This is a genomic window from Roseateles flavus, from assembly GCF_039872765.1.
In the GTDB taxonomy this organism is placed as follows: domain Bacteria; phylum Pseudomonadota; class Gammaproteobacteria; order Burkholderiales; family Burkholderiaceae_C; genus Roseateles_B; species Roseateles_B flavus.
Genome location: NZ_JBDPZC010000019.1, coordinates 1 through 20,659 on the forward strand (window position 1 = coordinate 1; position 20,659 = coordinate 20,659).

Below are 20,659 nucleotides of genomic sequence, written 5' to 3' on the forward strand. Positions count from 1 at the left end.
GGCATGCTTATGGCTGTTCATCCGGTGTTGGCTCTGGAGTGGATTGGGTGTTTGGCGACTTCCAGTCTCTCAAACCCAATCCGGATGAACACCGGATACAACCTATTGAAGCTTCACAACTAGCACTCGGGGTGGCTCGACAAACCCAAACGGATCAGGCTGGCTCACCCCATGAGCCACCAGGGCCTCAGCATCGGGCCCATGAAGCAAATCCAATTCTGGCAATGGACGCTGCGCGACCCCGTGACGGGGCGCGTGGCGCGCACGCAGCGCAAGATGTGCGCCGAGGAGGCGCGGGCGCTGGATGCAATGGCGCAGCGTGTGGACGGCACGCTGGAGTGGCGCCCGGCAGGCGGCACCCCAGCGCCGGACGATGGCGTCGATCAGGCGGCGCGTGAGCGGCGGCGCAGCGCGGCAGGCGTCAGCAGGCCGAGGGCGCCCAGCCCGCCCAGTGCCAGCCACACGGACGCCGGTTCAGGCACCTCGGAGCAGCCGGGCGTGCTGGCCGTGCAGGCGAACTGTGCGGCGCGGCCCATGAAGATCTGCTCGTAGCCGTTGTTGAGGTCCCGGCCGAAGGGCACGCCGCCCTTGAGGTCGCCCGTGCAATTGCCCGGTGTGGTGGCCGCATCGCAGCCCAGGCGGATGTCTGCGTGGAAGGTGTACTTGGCCAGGACGGTGTCGTCCAGCACCGTCGCGAACAGCGTGTTCATCTGCGCGTTCAGCTCGGGGAACAGGATGGCGTAGGCCGCTTCATTGGCGCCCAGGTTGTGGTCCACCGGCTTGTTGCTGGTGGTGCTGCAGGAGACCGGGATGCCGAAGTTGTTGCGGCAGATGGCGCCGCCGGACAGCACGTAATCGGTGCTGCTGTTGTCACCGGCCAGCGGGCCACCGCCCAGTGAGGTGTAGCTGCCGACGTCGCCCAAGAAGGTGCCGCCGCCGCCTTCGGTGAAGAGGGCGTAGCGGCCGGCGCGGTTGGTGAAGTCGTAGTAGCCGAGGTTCATGCCCTGGTCGTCGGTGATCCACACGCGCGCCCAGGCGGCCAGGCTCTCGGTGGCGGTGCCGCCGCTCTTGGTCTGGTTGTTGTTGAAGAAGAAGACCATCTGGTCCGAAGCCAGGAAGGACTTGAGGGAGGTCAGCGAGGCGTCCCAGGTGTTGGAGAGGTTGCCGGTGATGCTCCCCTGTGAGCCGCGGGAGTTGCCGGCATCCGGACGGAAGAAGGGGGCGCCGCCCGCGCCATCCGGCGTGCGGTAGGCGTTGTCCATGCCCAGGAAGTTGGTGGTCGTCGGCCCGCTCTCGGTGCCCGTGGCCAGCACGACCAGGCTGTCGATCTGACCGGGGCTTGACGGCACGTAGTACTGGCAGCCGGCCTTGGTGCCGCCGCATTGGTCGATGACGGCGAAGGGGAGGGAGTAGGACTGGCCGTCTCCGTACTGCACGTACTGGACGCTGCTCAGGTTGATGCCTGGCGCGGCCTGTGCCAGCGGGCTGGTACTCAGGCCCAGGCAGACCAGCAGGGTGGAGGACAGCGGGGAAGCGAGGCGAAGACGGCGGCCCATGGCAACTCCATGAAGTCTTCCCGTCCATGATCGTCCTGCGAGGGCGGAGGCCACTGACGGACCTGTCCTGCGACCGCGACGAATCATGCCGACCCATCCTCGTCAGTCCCGAAGCATGCATAGGCTGTGCCCACTCCCCCGAAATGGTGGGAAATCAAGCACTTGCCCGCACGGCTTGGGCGAATTGCGAACGCAAAGTCTGGGGTCTGTCAAGAAATCCGACAGTGCCTATGCAGGTCCGGGCGTCGGCGGGCACTACCATGGCCGCCATGACTGGACACGACCACCTCCCGCATACGCCTGGCACGGCGCCGTATCTGCGGGCCCATGGCCTGGGCTGGCAGCCGCCGGGCGCCGGGGCGCCGCGCCTGCTGGCCGGGCTGGATTTCGAGCTGGGCCCCGGCCTGCACCTGGTGCAGGGCGGGGAGGGCCGTGGCAAGACCGCGCTGCTGCGCCTCCTCGCAGGCCTTCTGGCGCCGGATGCCGGCCGGCTGGAGCGGCTGCTGGCAAGCCAGGCCTGGCCTGAACCGCTGGACCCCGCGCGCGACGCGCAGCAGGCCGCCGACTGGCTGGCCGAGGAGCGCGCCAGGCATGCCGCCTGGCATGCTGACGCGGCGGCGGCCCTGCAGGAGGCCTGGCAGCTGGGGCCCCACATGGTCAAGCAGATGCACATGCTTTCCGCCGGCAGCCGGCGCAAGCTGGGCCTGCTGGCGGCCGCCGCCAGCGGGGCGGAGCTGGTGCTGCTGGACATGCCCTTTGCCGCGTTGGACGGCGTCTCCCGGCGCGTGCTGCTGGAACTGCTGGAGGACGCCGCCCGGCAGTGCCGGCAGATCTGGGTGATGGCCGACTACGCCGCGCCGGCCGGGCTGGATGCCTCCTTGTTCGCCTCGCGCATCGACCTCGGCGAATGAGGGCCTCCGCCGGGGCGGACTTGCGCTAGCCTCTCTCCATCGACAGCAGCCAGGGCCAGGCCCGGAACACTCATGAGCCAGCGACTGCGCCTGCTGGGGCGCGCCTCCTCCATCAATGTCCGCAAGGTGCTCTGGACGCTCGATGAAACCGGGCTGCCCCACGAGCACGAGCCCTGGGGCGAGGGCGCGCTCTCGCTGCAGAGTCCGGAGTTTCTGGCCCTCAATCCGCTGGGCATGGTGCCGGTGCTGGTCGACGGCGACCTGGTGCTGCGGGAGTCCAATACCTTGTGCCGCTACGTCGCCCAGCGTGCCGGCCGCCAGGACCTCCTGCCGGACGATGCCGGCGGCCGCGCCCAGGTGGAGCAGTGGATGGACTGGCAGGCCACCGAGCTGAACAACAGCTGGCGCTATGCCTTCATGGGCTTGGTCCGCCAGAGCCCGGCGCACCAGGACACCGCCCTCATCGCCCAGGGGCTGCAGGGCTGGAATGCCCAGATGGCCGTGCTGGAGGCGCAGCTGCAGCGCACCGGCGCCTATGCGGCCGGGCCGCGCTTCACCCTGGCGGACGTGGTGCTGGGCCTGTCGGTCGAGCGCTGGCTGCGCACGCCGCAGCAGCAGCGGCCGGTCTTTGAGGCCATCGCGACCTATCACGCGCGGCTCTGCGAACGGCCGGCCTTCCTGCGCCATGGCGCCAACGGCCTGCCCTGAAGGCCTGTTGTGCAGGGGCTGTCGCCTCGGCGCTTGACGACCCGCAGGCCTGCCGCGACAGTCGCCGCATGGCATTCGACACTTGGCTCCTGTACCTGCTGGCCGCCACCGGCCTGTCCCTCTCGCCCGGCCCCAACGGCCTGCTCGCGCTGACTCACGGTGCCCTGCACGGTCGCCAGCGTGCGCTGTGGACCATCCTGGGCGGCGCTCTGGGCTTTGTGGGGGTGATCGCGCTCTCGCTGTTCGGCATCGGCGCCTTGCTGAAGAGCTCGCTGCTGTGGCTGACGGTGCTGAAGTGGGTGGGCGGGGCCTACCTCTTCTGGCTGGGCGTGCAGGTCTGGCGCTCGCCGCCCATCGGAGTGGATCTGCCCGAGGCGGCGGCGCCGCGCAGTGGCTGGTCGCTGTTCCGCCAGGGCGCGCTGTCGGCGCTGACCAATCCCAAGGGCCTGCTCTTCTTTGCGGCCTTCCTGCCCCAGTTCATCGACCCGGCCCGCAGCCTGTGGGTGCAGTTCGCCATCCTGGCCGGCACCTTCGCCGCGGTGGAGTTCCTCACCGAGTGGGGGCTGGCCAGCGCCGCGCACCGCATCAGCCCCTGGCTCCAGCGGGTGGGGCGGCGCTTCAACAAGGGTTGCGGCGGGGTCTTCATGGCCCTGGGGGCGGCGCTGCCCTTGCGCGGCTGAGGGCAGGGCGTCGCTCCAATGAAAACGGACGCCGAGGCGTCCGTTGTCCCTTGAGGGCGACGGGGGTCAGTCCTTGATGGTCTGCAGCCGGCGGTTCACGCGCAGCGCCAGCAGCGTGGCGGCAACGCCCGAGAGCAGGTAGAGGCTCACCGAGATCAGGCCGAACTCCGCCGACAGGCCCAGGGCCACCAGCGGCGCGAAGGCGGCGCCCAGCAGCCAGGCGAGGTCGGCCGTCAGCGCGGCGCCGGTGTAGCGGAACTGGGGCAGGAAGTTGGAGGTCACCGTGCCGGCGGCCTGGCCATAGGACAGGCCCAGCAGGATGAAGCCCACCAGGATGAACATGTCCTGACCCAGCGCGCCGCCCTTGAGCAGGGCCGGCGTCGCCAGGGCGAAGAGGCCGATGCCGATGGCCACCGCGCCCAGGGTGCGGCGCCGGCCGAAGGTGTCAGCCAGCAGGCCGGACAGCGGCATGGCCGCGGCCGCCAGCAGGGCACCCACCACCTGCACCACGAGGAAATCACCCACATCCTGCTTGGAGAACAGCAGGATCCATGACAGCGGGAACACCGTCACGATGTGGAAGAGGGCGTAGCTGGACAGCGAAGCGAAGGCGCCGATCAGCACGTTGTGGCCCTGCTGGCGCATCAGCTCGGCCTCGTTGCAGGGTTCCAGCTCGTGGGCCTCCAGCTCGCGCTCGTATTCATGCGTCACCACCAGGCGCAACCGGGCGAACAGCGCGACGACGTTGATGGCGAAGGCTGCGAAGAAGGGATAGCGCCAGCCCCAGGAGAGGAAATCCGCGCTGCTGAGGTGCGTCCACAGATAGGCGAAGAGCCCGCTGGCCACCAAGAAGCCCAGGGGCGCGCCCAGCTGGCCCAGCATGGCGTACCAGCCGCGCTTGTGCTCGGGGGCGTTCAGGGCCAGCAGGGAGGGCAGGCCGTCCCAGGAGCCTCCGAGGGCCAGGCCTTGCCCCAGGCGGAAGGCCGCGAGCAGCCAGATGGCCGTGGAGCCCAGGCTGGCGTAGCCCGGCAGCATGGCCATGCCGGCGGTGGAGGCGCCCAGCAGGAAGAGGGCGGCGGTGAGCTTGACGCTGCGGCCCCAGCGGCGCTGGATGGCCATGCTCAGCAGCGAGCCGATGGGGCGCACCACGAAGGCCAGCGCGAAGAGGGCGAAGGCGTAGAGCGTGCCCGTGAGGTGGTCGGCGAAGGGGAAGAAGAGGGCCGGGAAGACCAGCACCGAGGCGATGCCGTAGACGAAGAAGTCGAAATACTCGGACGCCCGGCCGATCACGACCCCCACCGCGATGTCGCCCGGGGCGACGTTCTGCTGCTCTGAATCCGCCCCGCCGGGGCTGATCGCGCTCAAGGAATTCAGGGGCAGGGCACTGCTGGTAACCATGGGGCCTGGGACAAAATGTCCAATCGTTGACATGGGTCAATCAGGATACATTCGCGCCCGAAACGCAAGCTCGTTAACCCGGCGCTGGTTATCCCGATGTATAGAAAACCCCTGCTGTCCCCGGCCGCCCTGGCCCCCGTCCTCGGCCGCTCCGTGCTGGCCCTGGCCCTCCTGCCCCTGGCCGCCTGCAACACGGTGGTGATGAACCCTTCCGGTGACATCGCACGCCAGCAGGCCGACCTGGTCACCACCTCGACGCTGCTGATGCTGCTGATCATCGTGCCGGTGATCCTGCTGACCCTGCTGTTCGCCTGGCGCTACCGCCAGTCCAACAAGGAGGCGACCTACACCCCCGACTGGGACCACAGCACCAAGCTGGAGCTGGTGATCTGGGGCGCGCCGCTGATGATCATCATCGCGCTGGGCGCCATCACCTGGATCAGCACCCACAAGCTGGATCCCTACCGCGCCCTGGAGCGGCTGGACGAGTCCCGCCCCCTGCCCGAAGGCGTCAAGCCGCTGGAAGTGGAAGTGGTGGCCCTGGACTGGAAATGGCTGTTCCTCTACCCCGAGCAGGGCATTGCCACGGTCAATGAGCTGGCCGCCCCGGTGGACCGCCCCATCCGTTTCAAGATCACCGCCTCCACGGTGATGAACGCCTTCTACATCCCCGCACTGGCCGGCCAGATCTACGCCATGCCGGGCATGCAGACCCAGCTTCACGCCGTGATCAACAAGCCCGGCGCGTACGAGGGCTTCTCGTCCAACTTCAGCGGCGACGGCTTCTCGCACATGCGCTTCCAGTTCCATGGCCTCTCCGACGCCGACTTTCAGGCCTGGGTCGCGAAGAACAAGCAGGAAGGTGGCGAACTCAGCCGCGCCGTCTACCAGCAGCTGGAACAGCCCAGCGAGAAGGAGCCCGTGCGCCGCTACGCCCGCGTGGCCGACGGCCTGTACGACGCCATCCTGAACCGCTGCGTGGACAGCGCCAAGATGTGCATGGGCCAGATGATGGCCATCGACGCCGCAGGCGGCCAGGGCAAGGGCGGCGTGGACGGTGTGTCCCGCAAGGCCTGGGGCCAGGGCGAGAAGTCCTTCGTGACCGCCCAGTGCACGCCGGCCAATGCCGAGCAGTTCCTCCCCGCGGCCACCGCGGCCCGCCAAGATTGATCCGCTGAAGTACCAAGATGTCTGACGCTCAAGACCTCAGCCGCCTCGTGTTCGGGCGGCTCACGTGGGATGCGATCCCCCTGCATGAACCCATCCTGCTCGCCACCTTCGCCGGTGTCGTGCTGGGCGGGCTGGCCATGCTCTTCCTGCTGACCAAGTACCGCCTGTGGGGCGTGCTGTGGCGCGACTGGATCACCAGCATCGACCACAAGAAGATCGGCATCATGTACATCATCCTGGGCCTGGTGATGCTGCTGCGCGGCTTTGCCGACGCGCTGATGATGCGGGCCCAGCAGGCCATCTCCTTCGGGGACCAGGTCGGCTTCCTGCCGCCGCACCACTACGACCAGATCTTCACCGCCCACGGCGTGATCATGATCTTCTTCGTGGCCATGCCCCTGGTGACGGGCTTCATGAACTACGTGGTGCCGCTGCAGATCGGCGCCCGTGACGTGGCCTTCCCCTTCCTGAACAACTTCAGCTTCTGGATGACGGCCAGCGGCGCCATCCTGATCATGATGTCGCTGTTCGTGGGCGAGTTCGCGCGCACCGGCTGGCTGGCCTACCCGCCGCTGTCCGGCATCCTGGCGAGCCCGGGCGTGGGGGTGGACTACTACATCTGGTCCCTGCAGATCGCGGGCGTGGGCACCACGCTCTCGGGCATCAACCTGATCGCGACCATCATCAAGATGCGCGCGCCGGGCATGACGATGATGAAGATGCCCGTCTTCACCTGGACCAGCCTGTGCACGAACGTGCTCATCGTGGCGGCGTTCCCCGTGCTGACCGCCGTGCTGGTGCTGCTCTCGCTGGACCGCTACATCGGCACCAACTTCTTCACGACGGACCTCGGTGGCAATGCCATGGTCTATGTGAACCTGATCTGGATCTGGGGCCACCCCGAGGTCTACATCCTGGTGCTGCCGGTCTTCGGCATCTTCTCGGAGGTGGTGTCCACCTTCAGCCGCAAGAAGCTGTTCGGCTATGCCTCCATGGTGTACGCGACGGTGGTGATCACCATCCTGTCCTACCTGGTGTGGCTGCACCACTTCTTCACCATGGGCTCGGGCGCCAGCGTGAACTCCTTCTTCGGGATCACGACCATGATCATCTCCATCCCGACGGGAGCGAAGATCTTCAACTGGCTCTTCACCATGTACCGCGGCCGCATCAACTTCGATGTGCCCATGCTGTGGACGGTGGGCTTCATGGTCACCTTCGTGATCGGTGGCATGACTGGCGTGCTGCTGGCCGTGCCCCCGGCGGACTTCGTGCTGCACAACAGCCTGTTCCTGATCGCCCACTTCCACAACGTGATCATCGGCGGTGTGCTCTTCGGCCTGATGGCGGGCATCACCTTCTGGTTCCCCAAGGCCTTCGGCTACAAGCTGGACCCGTTCTGGGGCAAGTGCAGCTTCTGGTTCTGGTTCGTGGGCTTCTACCTCGCCTTCATGCCGCTGTACGTGCTGGGCCTGATGGGCGTGACCCGCCGCATGAGCCACTTCGAGGATCCCTCGCTGCAGATCTGGTTCCAGATCGCCGCCCTGGGCGCCGTGCTGATCGCCCTTGGCATCGGCAGCTTCCTGATCCAGCTGGTGGTCAGCTACCTGCGCCGTGACCAGCTGCGCGACGAGACCGGTGATCCCTGGGACGGCCGCACGCTGGAGTGGTCCACCGCCTCGCCGCCGCCGGACTACAACTTCGCCTTCACGCCCGTCGTGCACGAGCTGGACGCCTGGCACCACATGAAGAAGCTGGGCGTGAAGCGCCCGACCAGCGGCTTCGTGGACATCCACATGCCCGCCAACACCGCCGCAGGCGTGGTGATCGCCGGCCTGTCCACCCTGTTCGGCTTCGCCATGATCTGGCACATGTGGCTGGTGGCCGGCCTGAGCTTCCTGGTGACCCTGGTGGCCATCCTGGCCCACACCTTCAACTACAAGCGCGACTACTACATCCAGGCCGATGCCGTGAAGCGCAGCGAGGACGCCCGCACTGCCCAGCTGGCAACGCTGGCGGCCCGTTGATCGCCTGGAGGACCGAATCATGAGTCACACCATTTCCCTGACCGAAGCCGACGGCGCGCCGCGCTTCTATGACCTGAAGGGCGAGCACCACCCGCAGCAGGGCACCCTGCTGGGCTTCTGGCTCTACCTGATGAGCGACTGTCTCATCTTCGCGGTGCTGTTCGCGGTGTTCGCGGTGCTGGGCAAGTCCTACGCCGCCGGCCCCTCGGGGGCTGACCTCTTCGACCTGCCCCTGGTGGCGGTGAACACGGGCTTCCTGCTGTTCTCCTCGATCACCTATGGGCTGGCGATGATCGCCATGAACCATGGCAAGAAGCAGCACCTGCTGATGTGGCTGGCGGTGACGGGCCTCTTCGGCGCGGCCTTCCTGGGCCTGGAGCTCTACGAGTTCGCCCACCTGCTGCACGAAGGCGCCGGCCCTCAGCGCAGCGCCTTCCTTTCGGCCTTCTTCACCCTGGTCGGCACGCACGGCCTGCACGTCACCTTCGGCATCGTCTGGCTCGTCACGCTGATGCTGCAGGTGAGCAAGCATGGTCTGATCAAGGAGAACAAGCGCCGCCTGATCTGCCTGTCGATGTTCTGGCACTTCCTGGACGTGGTGTGGATCGGCGTGTTCACCTTCGTGTACCTCATGGGCTCGATGTAAGCCCGGCCTGAGATTGATTGAGGAACTGAGATGAGCGAACACAACCACGATCACCACGCGGATCACGCCGACGATGACCTGGCCTACCACGCCACGGTCAAGGGCTACGTGATCGGCTTCCTGCTGTCCGTCGTGCTGACGGCGATTCCCTTCTGGCTGGTGATGGGCCAGGTGCTGCCGTCCAAGAACGCCACGGCGCTGGTGATCCTCGCCTTCGCGGCTGTGCAGATGGTCGTCCACATGGTCTATTTCCTGCACATGAACAGCAAGGTCGAGGGCGGCTGGTCCCTGCTGGCCCTGATCTTCACCGCGGCGCTGGTGCTGATCATGCTGGCGGGCTCCATCTGGGTCATGTACCACATGAACGCCAACATGATGCCCGTGCACGACATGCGCAACCTGCCCTGATGCGAGAGGATCGGAGCCATGCCGCCGATCCAGCTGCCATGAACAAGCCGCCCACCTTCGCCACCCCGCACCGCCCCTCGTGGCGGCTGCTGGCGGTGACGCTGGGCGGCCTCGTCCTGATCGGCGTCTTCCTGGCCCTGGGCCTCTGGCAGGTCCAGCGCCTGGCCTGGAAGGAGGCGCTGCTGGCCCGCATCGAGGCCAGCCAGCACGGCGATCCCCGGCCCTTGCCGGCGCCACAGGACTGGTCTCGTGTCCAGCGTGACACGCACGAGTACCAGCGCCTGCAGCTGTCCGGCCACTTCGATCATGGCCGCGAGACCCGGGTCCAGGCCAGCACCGTGCTGGGCACGGGCTGGTGGGTGCTGACGCCGCTGCGAACCTCGGATGGCCGCTGGGTGCTGGTCAACAGGGGCTTTGTCGATGCCGAGCACCGCGATCCCGCCACCCGGCCCGAGCCGGAGGCCGAGGTGATGCTGCTGGGCCTGCTGCGCCTGACCGAGCCCGAAGGCCGGCTCTGGCAGCACAACGATGCCGGGACGGGGCGCTGGTATTCCCGCGACGTCGAGGCCATCGCCGCCGCGCAGCAACTGCCGGGCGAAGTGGCGCCGTTCTTCGTGGATGCCAGCGAGGGCGCCGAGGGCCAGTGGCCGCGCGCCGGGCTGACCGTCCTGGCTTTCAGCAACAATCACCTGATGTACGCCCTGACCTGGTTTGCGCTCGCGGCCATGGTGGCCGGGGCGCTGGTGTTTGTGTGGCGCTTCGAGAGGCGCCGAGTCCCTGGAGCGGCCTCTGTTGGATCCGACACTTGAAGCGCATGAGCAGGCCGAGGTGGCCCACCTCGGTGCGGCGGGCCGTGCCTCGGAAACGCTGGCCGGCCGGCGCAACCTGCTGCAGCTGATCCAGCTGCGCTGGCTGGCCGTGGCAGGGCAGCTGGCCACGATCCTGGCCGTGCACTTCCTGCTGGCCATCCGCCTGCCCCTGGTCGAGATGCTGACCCTGCTGGGGGCGCTGACCCTCTTCAACGTGGCGAGCTGGCTGCACAGCCGCAGCGGGCGTGACGTCAGCAACGGCGCGCTCTTCGGCGGCGTGCTGATCGACGTGGCCGTGCTCAGCGGCCAGCTCTACTACAGCGGCGGCATCACCAATCCCTTCTGCTTCCTCTTCCTGCTGCAGATCGCGGTGGGCACGGTGCTGCTGCGACCAGCCTACATCTGGGCCATGGTCTTCATCGCCAGCGTCAGCTTCATGACGCTGACCCATGTCTACCGGCCCGTGGCGCTGCCCGACGTGGACGTGCCGGCGCTCTCCGTGCATTTCATCGGCGGCCTGCTGCTGTGCTTCCTGCTCAATGCGGTGCTGCTGGTGGTCTTCATGCACCGCATCGTGCGCAACCTGCGCCAGCGCGACGCCAGCCTGGCCAAGCTGCGCCAGCGTGCGGCGGAAGAGGAGCACATCGTGCGCATGGGCCTGCTGGCCTCGGGCGCGGCCCATGAGCTGGGTACGCCGCTGGCCACGCTGTCGGTGATCCTGGGCGACTGGGCCCGCATGGCGCCCTTTGCCGGCGACCCCGAGCTGCGCGAGGAGATCGAGGAGATGCAGCTGCAGCTCAAGCGCTGCAAGACCATCGTCAGCGGCATCCTGCTCTCGGCCGGCGAGGCCCGCGGCGAGGCACCCGCACAGACCCATCTGCACGCCTTCCTCGACGAGCTCGTGGCCCAATGGCGCCGCACCCGTCCGGCCAAGGCCCTGCACTTCGAGGCGCAGAACCTTCCCGACCTGCCCATGTTCTCGGACTTCGCCCTGCGCCAGATGGTGGACAACGTGCTGGACAACGCCCTCGAAGCCTGTCCGGACGGCGAGATCACCCTGCGCGCCGAGCTCGAGCAGGACGGCGAGGTGCTCGCCCTGACCGTGCTGGACAAGGGGCCAGGTTTTGCCCCAGAGATGCTGGAGCGCTTCGGCAAGCCCTACCAGAGCAGCAAGGGCAAGCCCGGTGGCGGCCTGGGGCTGTTCCTCTCAGTCAATGTGGCCCGCAGCCTGGGTGGCAAGATCGAAGCCCGCAACCGCTGGGAAGGCGGGGCCGAGGTGGGCATGCGCCTGCCCCTGTCCAGCCTCAGCGTCCAGCGGCAAAGCCCATCCCTGAAGGACAAGCGTGGACGCTGAAGACCGCCTGCTGCTGATCGTCGAGGACGACGACAGCTTCGCCCGCACCCTGATCCGCTCCTTCGAACGGCGCGGCTATCGCGTGCTGCGCGCCGCCAACCTGGCCGAGGTCCAGGCACGTCTGGCCGAGCACCGCCCCGGCTTCGCGGTGGTGGACCTCAAGCTGGCCGGCGGCGACTCCGGCCTCGCCTGCGTGCAGGCCCTGCATGCGCACGACGAAGCCATGGTCATCGTCGTGCTGACGGGCTACGCCAGCATCGCCACTGCGGTCGAGGCCATCAAGCTGGGCGCCCGCCACTACCTGGCCAAGCCGGCCAACACCGACGACATCGAGGCCGCCTTCGACAAGGCCGAGGGCGATGCCGAGGTCGAGCTCACCGAGCGCACCACCTCCATCAAGACCCTGGAGTGGGAACGCATCCACGAGACTCTGGCCGAGACCGGCTTCAACATCTCCGAGACCGCACGCCGCCTGGGCATGCACCGCCGCACGCTGGCGAGGAAGCTGGAGAAGCAGCGGGTGAAGTGAGGGAATCTGAGGGGCAGGGCGCGGACTTAAGATGCGAGCCGCCCATGTCCTCGCCCACGCTCCCGCTCGATGCCTTCCTTCCCTGTCATCCGCTGGACGCGGAGGAGCGAGAACGCCGGGTCGCCAGGCGCGACCAGCTGTTCGCCCTGTGCTCGCCGGCGGAGCAGTCCTTGCTCGTGAAGATCGCGCGCTGGCATCGGCGAAGTCAGCCGCGGGTGCTGGTCCGGACATCCGAGCCTCTTCTCGCGCAGGTGGCCCTTCAAAGCCGCCAGTGGCTTGCCATGGACGCCAGGAGAGACCTGTGGCTGAGGGAGCGCTTTCTGCGGCGGCTTTGGACGGCACTTCGCGAGCATCCTGGTGACACGCTCTTCGGTGCCCTGTATGTCCTGCGCGCACTGGACCCGCTCTGTGAGCTGGAGGGCAGGGAGTCCGCAATCAGCCAGGCCTGGACCCGGCTTGCACGGGCCTGCCTGGAAGACCTGCGGTCTCCGGCAGCCGCGCGCCTGGCTGCCTTTCAGCGCTGCGCCGACCTTCCGCAGGCGCTGGTGCCCAGGGCGACACGGCCGGATGAGCTGGATCGGCAGGCCTGGCTGCTGCTGGAAGGGCTGCTCGCGCAGGCAGCACCGGAGGCCTTGCAGCTGCTCGACATGCACTGGCGTCGAAACGACACGGCGGTCCGCCTTGAGCCTCAGAGCCTGTTTCCTCCGGCGGAAAACCTCTGCCGGGTCGCTCGTTTGCTGCGACCGGAGAGGCCGACCGTCGCGGCGCAACTCATGGGCGAGGCGCTGCTCTTCATGGCCTTCCAGCGGGACTCGCAGGAAGCCGGTGGCGCCTTGCGATCCGTCCTGCGGCAGTCCATGGCAGCCGTGGCCGAGGACTTGTTCTCGATGCTGCTTGCCGAACCGCCCTTGCCATTGGAAGACCAGGGCCAATTGCTGCGGCGGCTCTTCAGATTCGGTGACCCCGACGCAGCCTACTGGGCCCAACTGCCTGCTCTTGCCCTTGGGCTGCAGTCTCGACTCGATCCGGCCCAGGAGATGCTGGGCATGCGGCTGCTGGGGCTGGTCGCCGCCTATGCCGCCCCCGCGTCGGGGCTGGCTGGCGTGGCGATTGAACGCCTGGAGGCCTTGGCCGGCAAATGGTTGGCGCTTGCGGAAAAGCCCCGGATGGAGTCTCTCCACGGGTGGCTGCACAGTCTGCTGGGATGCCTGGCCGAGCGGTCGGCGAACAACGGTGCATGGCAAAAGTCCTCGCGGCGTTGGTTCCGCTGGACGGCCCAGGGCGACCTCGTTCTTCAGGAGCGCAACTCGGCCTTGCTCGCCTCGCCGGATGCACCGGCGCTGGCGATGGTCGACCGGGTGCTGGACGACTTCATGGGGCGGGTGATTCGCGAAGCGCCCTGCGCAGCCCTGCGCCACCGAGTCACCCTCATCCGTCACATTCCCCATGAAGGGCTGAATCGCAAGCACCATCAACGGCTGCGCGAAGAGTTTGCGGCGCTGGCTGCTGCGGACCCGTCAGCGGCCGGCGCGGCCTTGGAACGGGTGGCAGGTACCAGCGTGGACGAGCGCGATTCCGACTTGCCCTACCAGGCGGCCTTGTGCCGCGAGACGCTGGACCTCCTGCTGCCGGCGCTGCAAGCCCTCTCGCTAGCCGCCGCCGCCCGGGCGCGCAGGGGACTGGACCTCAATCCGGGACTTGGCAGCCAGTGCGACTACTTCGACGATCTCTACTGACAGCTGCGACCCCGGACGACTGGCCGCGGGCCCGCCACTCTGTCGGGCCGCTGCGGCACTTGGCCCCTCGTGCGGTCCGGTGGTCTGGCGCGCTGCACCGTGGGGCTTGGCGAGCAGGGGGTGGGCCTTCAGAATCACGCCAGCGGTACGTGTGGGGTCAGGGCTTGCGCCCTTTGTCCGGCCCGGATCGCCTCCCGTCCATCGCCCGCCAGGACCTTTGGCGCCTCTCTTTTGGCAGCCTGTCCGGAGCCTGCCTTTCGGCACCCCGGACCTCGTCTTCTCGTCGCTAGACTCCGGCCCCACACCGGGCCCCTGAACAGGAGCCCGCGGACGGACAAGAACGACGGGAGAGACCGTGAGCGACAGCGCCCCCACCACCCTGGTGATCCCACCGGGCAGCCACCCCGCGGCCCCGCGCATTGCCGATGCGCCGTCCAGCGATCCGGTTGATCCGCCGGCACAACCCGGTGAGCAGCCCTCCCAGCCGCAGGGGCCGGCACCGGCGCCGAGGCGGGTGCGCTCGCGCTGGCGTCGCTGGCGCACGCCGCTGACTGTGCTTGCCGTGCTGGCCGTGGCGGCGGGTGGCTGGCGCCTCACGCATCCGCCCAAGCCGCCGGCCGCGCCGCCCGTGGGCGAGGTCAAGCTGGCCGACATCACCCAGCTCGTGCAGGCCTCCGGCATCCTGCAGGCCCGCACCAAGGTGGACGTGGGCGCGCAGGTCAGCGGCCAAGTGCAGACCCTGCACGTGGAGCTGGGCCAGAACGTGAAGAAGGGCGACCTGCTGGTGAGCCTGGACCCCGAGATCGCCCGCAGCGACCTCGCCCAGGCCGAGGCCGCCGTGGCCCAGCAGAAGGCGCAGCTGGAGCGCATGAGGGTGGACATCGAGCTGACCCAGCGCGAAGTCCAGCGCCAGCAGCGCCTGCTTGCGGGCAGCGCCACCGCCGGCCAGGAGGCCGAGAACGCCCAGGCCCAGCTGGACAAGCTGCAGGCCGACTACCGCGGCCAGCAGGCCAGCATGCAGCGCCTGCAGGCGGACCTCGCCAAGCGCCAGCTCAACCTGGGCTACACCCGCATCACGGCGCCCATGGACGGGACCGTGGTCAACATCCCGGTGCAGGCCGGTCAGACCGTCATCGCCGTGCAGATCACGCCGGTGATGGTGACGCTCGCGCAGCTGGACACCATCACCGTGCGGGCTCGCGTGCCCGAGGCGGATGTGTCCGCGGTGAAGGTGGGGCAGGTGGCACGCTTCTCGACCCTGTCCGGCGAGGGCCGGCAGTACGAGGGCCGGGTCCGCGTGATCCAGCCGGTGCCCGAGCGCATGGGCAACGCCGTCTACTACAACGTGCTCTTCGAGGTGGACAACAAGGACCGCACGCTGCTGTCCGACATGACGGTGCAGGTGAACATCGAGACCGGCAGCGCGAAGCAGGTCCCGACCCTGCCCATGGTCGCCCTCGGCGAGCGCGATGCGCAGGGCCGCTACGAGGTGCAGCTCTACAAGCCCGGCAGCGAGCAGGACGCTGCCCACAAGCCGGAGAAGCGCAAGGTGCGCATCGGGCTGCAGGACGGCGGCAAGGCCCAGGTGCTGGAGGGCGTCAAACCCGGCGAGAAGCTGCTGCTGGCGCCTGTGGCCAAGAAGGCAGGTGATGGCGATGCCGGCGTGACCGTCGACTGAGGCCGCCATGAGCACATCGCATCCACACGGCACGCCCCTGATCGAGCTGCGCGGCGTGGCCCGCCGCTACGTGATGGGCAAGGCCGACGATCCCCAGGCCGTCATCGTGCCGGCGCTGCAGGGCGTGAGCCTGCGCATCGAGGCCGGCGAGTACGTGGCCATCATCGGCCAGTCCGGCTCGGGCAAGAGCACGCTGATGAACATCCTGGGCTGCCTGGACAACCCCAGCGAAGGCCAGTTCCTCATCGACGGCCAGGACGCCAGCGAGCTGGACGCCGACGAGCTCGCGGCCCTGCGGCGCGAGCGCTTCGGCTTCATCTTCCAGCGCTACCACTTGCTGCCGGGCATGGACGCGCAGGCCAACGCCTCGCTGCCCGCGGTCTACGCCGGCGTCGGCACTGGCAAGCGCATGGGCCGTGCGGCGCAGCTGCTGGCGGACCTGGGCCTGGGCGAGCGCATGCACCACAAGCCCAACGAGCTCTCCGGCGGCCAGCAGCAGCGCGTGAGCATCGCGCGGGCCCTGATGAACGGAGGGCAGATCATCCTGGCCGACGAGCCCACGGGCGCGCTGGATTCCGCCAGCGGCCAGGAGATGCTGCGCCAGCTGGACGCCCTGCATGCGGCTGGCCACACCATCATCCTGGTGACGCATGATGCCAAGGTGGCGGCGCACGCGCGGCGCGTGATCGAGCTCTCCGACGGCCGCGTGCTGCGCGACAGCGGCACACCCGCCGGCCACACCGTGCCCTCGGCCGCGCTGGCCATGGCCTCGGGCCCGGGCAGCTTCTGGGCGCACTGGCGCGGGCAGCTGCGCGAGGCGCTGAGCTCGGCGCTGGGCGCGCTCTACGCCAACCGGCTGCGCTCCAGCCTGTCCATGCTGGGCATCTGCATCGGCATCACCGCGGTCGTCTGCACGGCGGCGCTGGGCGATGCGGCACGGCAGGGCATCGAGGGCAATCTGGGCGCGGCCGTGGCGAGCAAGCTGTGGGTCTGGTCCGATCCGGCCAAGCTGGCACCCGGGGCGCTGCCGCGGGACTTCCGGCCTTACGAGCTGGACGCCATCCGCGCCATCGAGGGCGTGCAGGACGTGCAGGGCGAGCGCCGCATGATGGGCGGCCTGCGTCACGGCACGCAGCAGGTCAACGGCCAGACCGTGGCCGCCACGACCGACACGCTCAAGAGCTACCAGCTGACACTGGAGCTGGGCCGGGACTTCACCAGCGCCGACCTCCAGGCGCGTGCCCAGGTGGTGGTGATCAGCCATCGGCTCTGGCAGGACCTGTACAAGGGCAGGGCCTCGGCCCTGGGCTCGACGATGCTGATCGACATCCTGCCCGGGCCTGCGGACGGCGCCCAGCCGGGCGCGATGGCACCGCCGCAGGTCGGTGCCGCGCTGCCGGTGCAGGTGATCGGCATCCTCAAGGAGAAGCGCGATGGCGACGGGGACGACGGCCGCTCGGCCAACCTCTACCTGCCCGTCAGCACCTACCTCAGCAAGATCGACGCCCGGCCCGCGGTGGGCAGCTTCCGCGTACTGGTGGCCAAGGGCTTCGATCCCTCCAGCATCGAGGCCCAGGTGAGGCACCGGCTGAAGGCGCTGCATGGTCAGCAGGACTTCGGGCTCTGGAACGGCGACGCCATGTTCCGCCAGGTCCAGCAGGTGATGGGCATCATCGCGGGCATCTTCACCGGCGTGGGCGCGATCGCGCTGCTGGTGGGGGGCGTGGGGGTCATGAACATCATGCTGGTCTCGGTGTCGGAGCGCACGCGGGAGATCGGCATCCGCATGGCCGTGGGCGCGCGGCAGAGCGACGTGCGCATGCAGTTCCTGATCGAGGCGGTGATGCTGTGCTGCCTGGGCGGCCTGGCGGGCCTGGGCCTGTCCTGGCTGGCGGCCCAGGGCGCGAATGCCGTGCAGGACAAAGTGACGCTGGACGTCAGCGGCAAGGCCGTGGCCCTGGCCTTCGCGGTCTCGGGCGGCATCGGCCTGCTCTTCGGCACGCTGCCGGCCCGCCGTGCGGCGGCGCTGAGCCCGGTCGATGCCCTGGCGCGTGAGTGAGTGGAGGCGCAAGACATGAAGAAAGATGAACTGAAGTCCCCGGGCCTGCGCCTGTCCACGCTGGCCGTGGCCGCCGCGATCCTGGCCCTGCTGGGCGGCTGCGCGGCGACAGCCGATCTGAAGCGCCCGGTCGAGCCCGTGCCGCCGGCCCAGTGGCAGCACAGTCCCGAGTCCGCGGCGCAGGTCGGCGCCTGGTCAGCGGTGATGGACGAGGAGCTGCGGGCCTTCCAGCGCGAGGCTCTGTCCCGCAACCGTGACATCGCCCTGGCCGCCCTGCGGCTCAAGGACGCGCAGCGCCAGCTGGAGCAGCAGGGCCTGCGCCTGCAGCCCTCGGCTTCGCTGGGCAGCTCGGCCAATCGCCCGCTGGACAGCGGCGGCAGCACGCGCACGGTGGACGTGGGCGGCGTGCCGGTGCCGGTGGAGACACGGGTCGGCTGGAGCCACAGCTACAGCGCCTCGCTCTCGGCCAGCTACGAGCTGGACCTGTGGGGCCGCCTGGCCGCGCGTGACCGCGGCCTGCTGGCCCAGCGTGAGCAGCTGCAGACCGACGTGGCCGCGGCCCGCGTGGTGATCGAGGCCCGCGCGGCCGAGATCTACTGGACGCTCGGCGCCCAGGAGCGCCTGCGCCCGCTGGCCCGCGATCAGCTGGCGGCGGCCGAGGAGCTGCTGCGCATCGTCAAGCTGCGGGTGCGGGAGGGCAAGCTGCTGCCGGTGGAGTCCGACCGCGCCGCGCAGTCCGTGCTGGCCGCCCAGCATCGACTGGCCGACATCGAGGCCGAGCAGCAGCTGCAGGCCCAGCAGCGTGCCCTGCTGCTGGACCAGTTGGAGCAGGTTGCCTCGGCGGGCGCGCGCGGCCGCTTGCCGGACACCAGTCCGCCGGCCTGGGCCCTGGGCTCGCCTGCCCAGGTCCTGGGTGCGCGCCCCGACGTGCAGAAGGCCCGCCTGCAGGTGGACGCCGCGCTGGCCCAGCTCTCGGTGGCCGAGGCCAGCCGCTATCCCGGCCTGAGCTTCAGCGCCTCCGTGGGCACCGGCGGTTCAAGGATGGGCGATTGGCTCAGCCAGCCCGTGCTGGCGCTGAGCTCCTCCCTGCTGATCCCCCTGGTCGACTGGCGCCGTCTCAACCTGGAGCGCGACGGCGCCCGCAATGCCCTGGAGCAGTCCGCCCTGGGCCTGCGTGACACGGTCCACAAGGCCCTGGTCGACGCCGAAGGCCAATGGACTCAGCGCGAGAAGCTGCAGCGCCAGACCGAGGCCCAGGCCCGGCGCGTGGCCGAGGCCCAGGAGAACGAGCGCCTGGCCGCGCTGCGCCTGGAAGTCGGCGCCATCGGCCGCCACGACTGGCTGCAGGCCCGCGTAGCCCTGCTGGAGGCGAAGCAGTCCCTTGTGCAGCTGCAGCTGCAGGCCTGGCTCAACCATGCGGCGCTGTATCGGGCGCTGGGTGGGGCGCAGGGGTGAGGCCTGCGCTGCTTGCTTCTTGGTCGCGTAGCCATGGCGCCAGAACTTCATCGACTGCGCGGCCGGCAACCTGCAATCAGAGTCCCGGTGGGATGGCTCGCGCAGCTATGGCTACGACGGCTTCAACCGGCTGAGCAGCGTCATCGTGAATGGCGTGGCCAGCCAGTACCTCAGCAACGGCCTGAACCAGCGCGCCCAGAAGACGGTTGGCGGTGTCGCGACCCGCTACGCCTACAACGCCGCAGGCCAGCACCTGCATGAAGCCGCCAGCACCGCCACCAGCTATGTATGGCTGGGTTCGGAGCTGCTGGGCCTGGCTCGAAACGGCCAGTTCTTCATCGCCCACAATGATCAGCTGGGCCGCCCCGAGGCCTTGAGCAACAGTGCGGGTTCGGTCGTCTGGCGCGCCGAGAACAACGCCTGGGATCGCAAGGTCGTCCAGGACTCGGTGGGCGGACTCCAGCTGGGCTTCCCGGGGCAGTATCTGGATGGGGGGACGGGGCTTTGGTACAACTGGCATCGCTACTACGACGCGCAGATTGGGCGGTATACCCCATCTGACCCCATCGGGTTGGACGGGGGCATCAACACCTGTGCATACGTCGAAGGCAAGCCGCTGAGCTTCGTTGACCCCGACGGGTTGGTCCCGATCTATCGGGGTGAAGGCGTCGTGATGCAGTCCTACCCTGGTCCGCAAGCCGGGGCATCGAGCATGCACGCTGGGGCCCCGGGGGAAACTCCCATGTCCACTTGTTCGACAAGGAAGGGCGCGAGGCGCGGATATCCACGGAAACGTGGAAGCCGCTGACGCCGGAGGGCGCGAAGGCGTACAACCAGAGCAAGCAGATGCAGTGCGCTTGCGCTGACCTGACCGAGGGCGAGAAGAAGTTCCTCGACCGGGTCAATCGGACTGTCTTCCACCGTGGTGGTCCAAGCGTCAATCAACTTCTACGACTTGGCGGATGGCGCGGTCGTGGAGGTGGTCCTCAACAGCCAGGTGATTGATGAAACCATCAGCTCAGTTTCTGGAGGCGATGGCGGCATACGACGCCGACAATGAGTCGCAGGCCTTGCGCTTGATGGAGCAATGCGCCGAAGCAGGCGACCCGGTGGCCTGCTTTACGACGGCGCTTGGGTACTACAGCCTGGGGCGCAATCAATCTGGCGAGGCGATTCCATGGCTGCGCCTGGCCTCGAAATGTCAGTCGCCTTCGGTCATGGCCGAGTTGGCCATGCTTCTTCTCGGGGCCGAGTCTTTCCCGGCTGTTGAGTCTGAAGTGCTGGCGCTGGCGGCCCGCATCGGCCCCACGGACCCTCAGCAGGCGGCCGCCGTCCGCGCAGAAGCTGACCTTGCCCGGCAGCGCTGGCAAAGGAGAGCGTCGTCTGCCCCATAGGCTCTCGCCTTGAAACTGCCCGCCTGCCTCTTCTTGCAGCACCCTAGGCACAGCCCCGTAACCATCGGGGCTGTGGCACGCGGTCCCGAGACCGTCCCCAGACTTGTCCACAGAAGTTGTGGACGCCTGCGCACGCGGCCA

18 protein-coding genes are annotated in these 20,659 nt (G+C 68.6%); 16 read left to right on the forward strand and 2 right to left on the reverse strand.

The annotated features are described in order from the left end of the window. Nucleotides 1-383: 383 nt before the first annotated feature. Nucleotides 384-1,556: a hypothetical protein gene (locus tag ABDJ40_RS23565; RefSeq protein WP_347613419.1), complete on the reverse strand. Its 1,173-nt coding sequence runs from the start codon at nt 1,554-1,556 to the stop codon at nt 384-386. A gap of 269 nt (nt 1,557-1,825) precedes the next feature. Here ABDJ40_RS23565 and ABDJ40_RS23570 point away from each other — a divergent pair, with 269 nt between their 5' ends. From ABDJ40_RS23570 to ABDJ40_RS23580, 3 genes are all read left to right on the forward strand, one after another. Continuing rightward, nucleotides 1,826-2,467 (forward strand): ATP-binding cassette domain-containing protein, encoded by a 642-nt coding sequence (locus ABDJ40_RS23570; protein ID WP_347613422.1) that lies wholly within the window; start codon nt 1,826-1,828, stop codon nt 2,465-2,467. A gap of 72 nt (nt 2,468-2,539) precedes the next feature. Then, a complete protein-coding gene (locus tag ABDJ40_RS23575; RefSeq protein ID WP_347613424.1) occupies nt 2,540-3,175 on the forward strand; it encodes a glutathione S-transferase family protein in 636 nt (211 codons plus the stop codon). A 68-nt stretch (nt 3,176-3,243) separates the two neighbouring features. Beyond that, nucleotides 3,244-3,855, forward strand: a complete 612-nt coding sequence (locus tag ABDJ40_RS23580; RefSeq protein WP_347613427.1) for a LysE family translocator — start codon at nt 3,244-3,246, stop codon at nt 3,853-3,855. Between the two features lie 66 nt (nt 3,856-3,921). Here the strand turns inward: ABDJ40_RS23580 and ABDJ40_RS23585 are convergent, their stop codons facing one another. Then, nucleotides 3,922-5,253: an MFS transporter gene (locus ABDJ40_RS23585; protein WP_430765676.1), complete on the reverse strand. Its 1,332-nt coding sequence runs from the start codon at nt 5,251-5,253 to the stop codon at nt 3,922-3,924. A gap of 96 nt (nt 5,254-5,349) precedes the next feature. Between ABDJ40_RS23585 and cyoA the strand changes: the two genes are divergently transcribed. From cyoA to ABDJ40_RS23650, 13 genes are all read left to right on the forward strand, one after another. Then, nucleotides 5,350-6,423: a ubiquinol oxidase subunit II gene (gene cyoA / locus ABDJ40_RS23590; RefSeq protein WP_347613430.1), complete on the forward strand. Its 1,074-nt coding sequence runs from the start codon at nt 5,350-5,352 to the stop codon at nt 6,421-6,423. Between the two features lie 17 nt (nt 6,424-6,440). Beyond that, the gene (gene cyoB, locus ABDJ40_RS23595) at nt 6,441-8,450 is read left to right on the forward strand and encodes a cytochrome o ubiquinol oxidase subunit I (protein ID WP_347613432.1); all 2,010 of its coding nucleotides are present in this window, start codon (nt 6,441-6,443) and stop codon (nt 8,448-8,450) included. Nucleotides 8,451-8,469: 19 nt separating this feature from the next. After that, entirely contained in the window at nt 8,470-9,096 is a 627-nt protein-coding gene (gene cyoC, locus ABDJ40_RS23600) for a cytochrome o ubiquinol oxidase subunit III (protein ID WP_269633894.1), read from the forward strand. 30 nt (nt 9,097-9,126) lie between these two features. Further along, nucleotides 9,127-9,504 carry a cytochrome o ubiquinol oxidase subunit IV gene (cyoD, locus tag ABDJ40_RS23605; RefSeq protein ID WP_347613435.1) on the forward strand — a complete coding sequence of 126 codons (378 nt, stop codon included), beginning with the start codon at nt 9,127-9,129 and terminating at the stop codon, nt 9,502-9,504. Between the two features lie 38 nt (nt 9,505-9,542). Next, entirely contained in the window at nt 9,543-10,313 is a 771-nt protein-coding gene (locus tag ABDJ40_RS23610) for an SURF1 family protein (RefSeq protein ID WP_347613437.1), read from the forward strand. Further along, nucleotides 10,297-11,667 carry an ATP-binding protein gene (locus tag ABDJ40_RS23615; protein WP_347613439.1) on the forward strand — a complete coding sequence of 457 codons (1,371 nt, stop codon included), beginning with the start codon at nt 10,297-10,299 and terminating at the stop codon, nt 11,665-11,667. Before ABDJ40_RS23610 ends, ABDJ40_RS23615 begins: the two co-directional genes overlap by 17 nt. Further along, nucleotides 11,657-12,196 carry a response regulator transcription factor gene (locus tag ABDJ40_RS23620; protein WP_347613440.1) on the forward strand — a complete coding sequence of 180 codons (540 nt, stop codon included), beginning with the start codon at nt 11,657-11,659 and terminating at the stop codon, nt 12,194-12,196. The genes ABDJ40_RS23615 and ABDJ40_RS23620 overlap by 11 nt, the downstream gene beginning before the upstream one ends. Nucleotides 12,197-12,240: 44 nt before the next feature. Continuing rightward, on the forward strand, nt 12,241-13,932 hold the full coding sequence (locus ABDJ40_RS23625) for a hypothetical protein (protein WP_347613441.1): 1,692 nt from the start codon (nt 12,241-12,243) through the stop codon (nt 13,930-13,932). Between the two features lie 355 nt (nt 13,933-14,287). Continuing rightward, the gene (locus ABDJ40_RS23630; protein ID WP_347613443.1) at nt 14,288-15,610 is read left to right on the forward strand and encodes an efflux RND transporter periplasmic adaptor subunit; all 1,323 of its coding nucleotides are present in this window, start codon (nt 14,288-14,290) and stop codon (nt 15,608-15,610) included. Between the two features lie 7 nt (nt 15,611-15,617). Beyond that, a complete protein-coding gene (locus tag ABDJ40_RS23635; RefSeq protein WP_347613444.1) occupies nt 15,618-17,669 on the forward strand; it encodes an ATP-binding cassette domain-containing protein in 2,052 nt (683 codons plus the stop codon). A 15-nt stretch (nt 17,670-17,684) separates the two neighbouring features. Beyond that, nucleotides 17,685-19,124 carry a TolC family protein gene (locus tag ABDJ40_RS23640; protein WP_347613445.1) on the forward strand — a complete coding sequence of 480 codons (1,440 nt, stop codon included), beginning with the start codon at nt 17,685-17,687 and terminating at the stop codon, nt 19,122-19,124. 145 nt (nt 19,125-19,269) lie between these two features. After that, on the forward strand, nt 19,270-19,932 hold the full coding sequence (locus ABDJ40_RS23645) for an RHS repeat-associated core domain-containing protein (RefSeq protein WP_347613447.1): 663 nt from the start codon (nt 19,270-19,272) through the stop codon (nt 19,930-19,932). A gap of 196 nt (nt 19,933-20,128) precedes the next feature. Continuing rightward, nucleotides 20,129-20,518: a hypothetical protein gene (locus ABDJ40_RS23650; RefSeq protein ID WP_347613448.1), complete on the forward strand. Its 390-nt coding sequence runs from the start codon at nt 20,129-20,131 to the stop codon at nt 20,516-20,518. Nucleotides 20,519-20,659: the final 141 nt, after the last annotated feature.

Bases quoted from the DNA above. Each gene is read 5' to 3' on its own strand.
- cyoA (WP_347613430.1), top strand. From the start codon at position 5,350: ATGTATAGAAAACCCCTGCTGTCCCCGGCCGCCCTGGCCCCCGTCCTC.
- ABDJ40_RS23570 (WP_347613422.1), top strand. From the start codon at position 1,826: ATGACTGGACACGACCACCTCCCGCATACGCCTGGCACGGCGCCGTAT.
- ABDJ40_RS23585 (WP_430765676.1), bottom strand. From the start codon at position 5,253: ATGGTTACCAGCAGTGCCCTGCCCCTGAATTCCTTGAGCGCGATCAGC.
- ABDJ40_RS23640 (WP_347613445.1), top strand. From the start codon at position 17,685: ATGAAGAAAGATGAACTGAAGTCCCCGGGCCTGCGCCTGTCCACGCTG.
- ABDJ40_RS23635 (WP_347613444.1), top strand. From the start codon at position 15,618: ATGAGCACATCGCATCCACACGGCACGCCCCTGATCGAGCTGCGCGGC.
- cyoD (WP_347613435.1), top strand. From the start codon at position 9,127: ATGAGCGAACACAACCACGATCACCACGCGGATCACGCCGACGATGAC.
- ABDJ40_RS23575 (WP_347613424.1), top strand. From the start codon at position 2,540: ATGAGCCAGCGACTGCGCCTGCTGGGGCGCGCCTCCTCCATCAATGTC.
- cyoB (WP_347613432.1), top strand. From the start codon at position 6,441: ATGTCTGACGCTCAAGACCTCAGCCGCCTCGTGTTCGGGCGGCTCACG.
- ABDJ40_RS23625 (WP_347613441.1), top strand. From the start codon at position 12,241: ATGTCCTCGCCCACGCTCCCGCTCGATGCCTTCCTTCCCTGTCATCCG.
- ABDJ40_RS23580 (WP_347613427.1), top strand. From the start codon at position 3,244: ATGGCATTCGACACTTGGCTCCTGTACCTGCTGGCCGCCACCGGCCTG.
- cyoC (WP_269633894.1), top strand. From the start codon at position 8,470: ATGAGTCACACCATTTCCCTGACCGAAGCCGACGGCGCGCCGCGCTTC.
- ABDJ40_RS23650 (WP_347613448.1), top strand. From the start codon at position 20,129: ATGAAACCATCAGCTCAGTTTCTGGAGGCGATGGCGGCATACGACGCC.
- ABDJ40_RS23565 (WP_347613419.1), bottom strand. From the start codon at position 1,556: ATGGGCCGCCGTCTTCGCCTCGCTTCCCCGCTGTCCTCCACCCTGCTG.
- ABDJ40_RS23610 (WP_347613437.1), top strand. From the start codon at position 9,543: ATGAACAAGCCGCCCACCTTCGCCACCCCGCACCGCCCCTCGTGGCGG.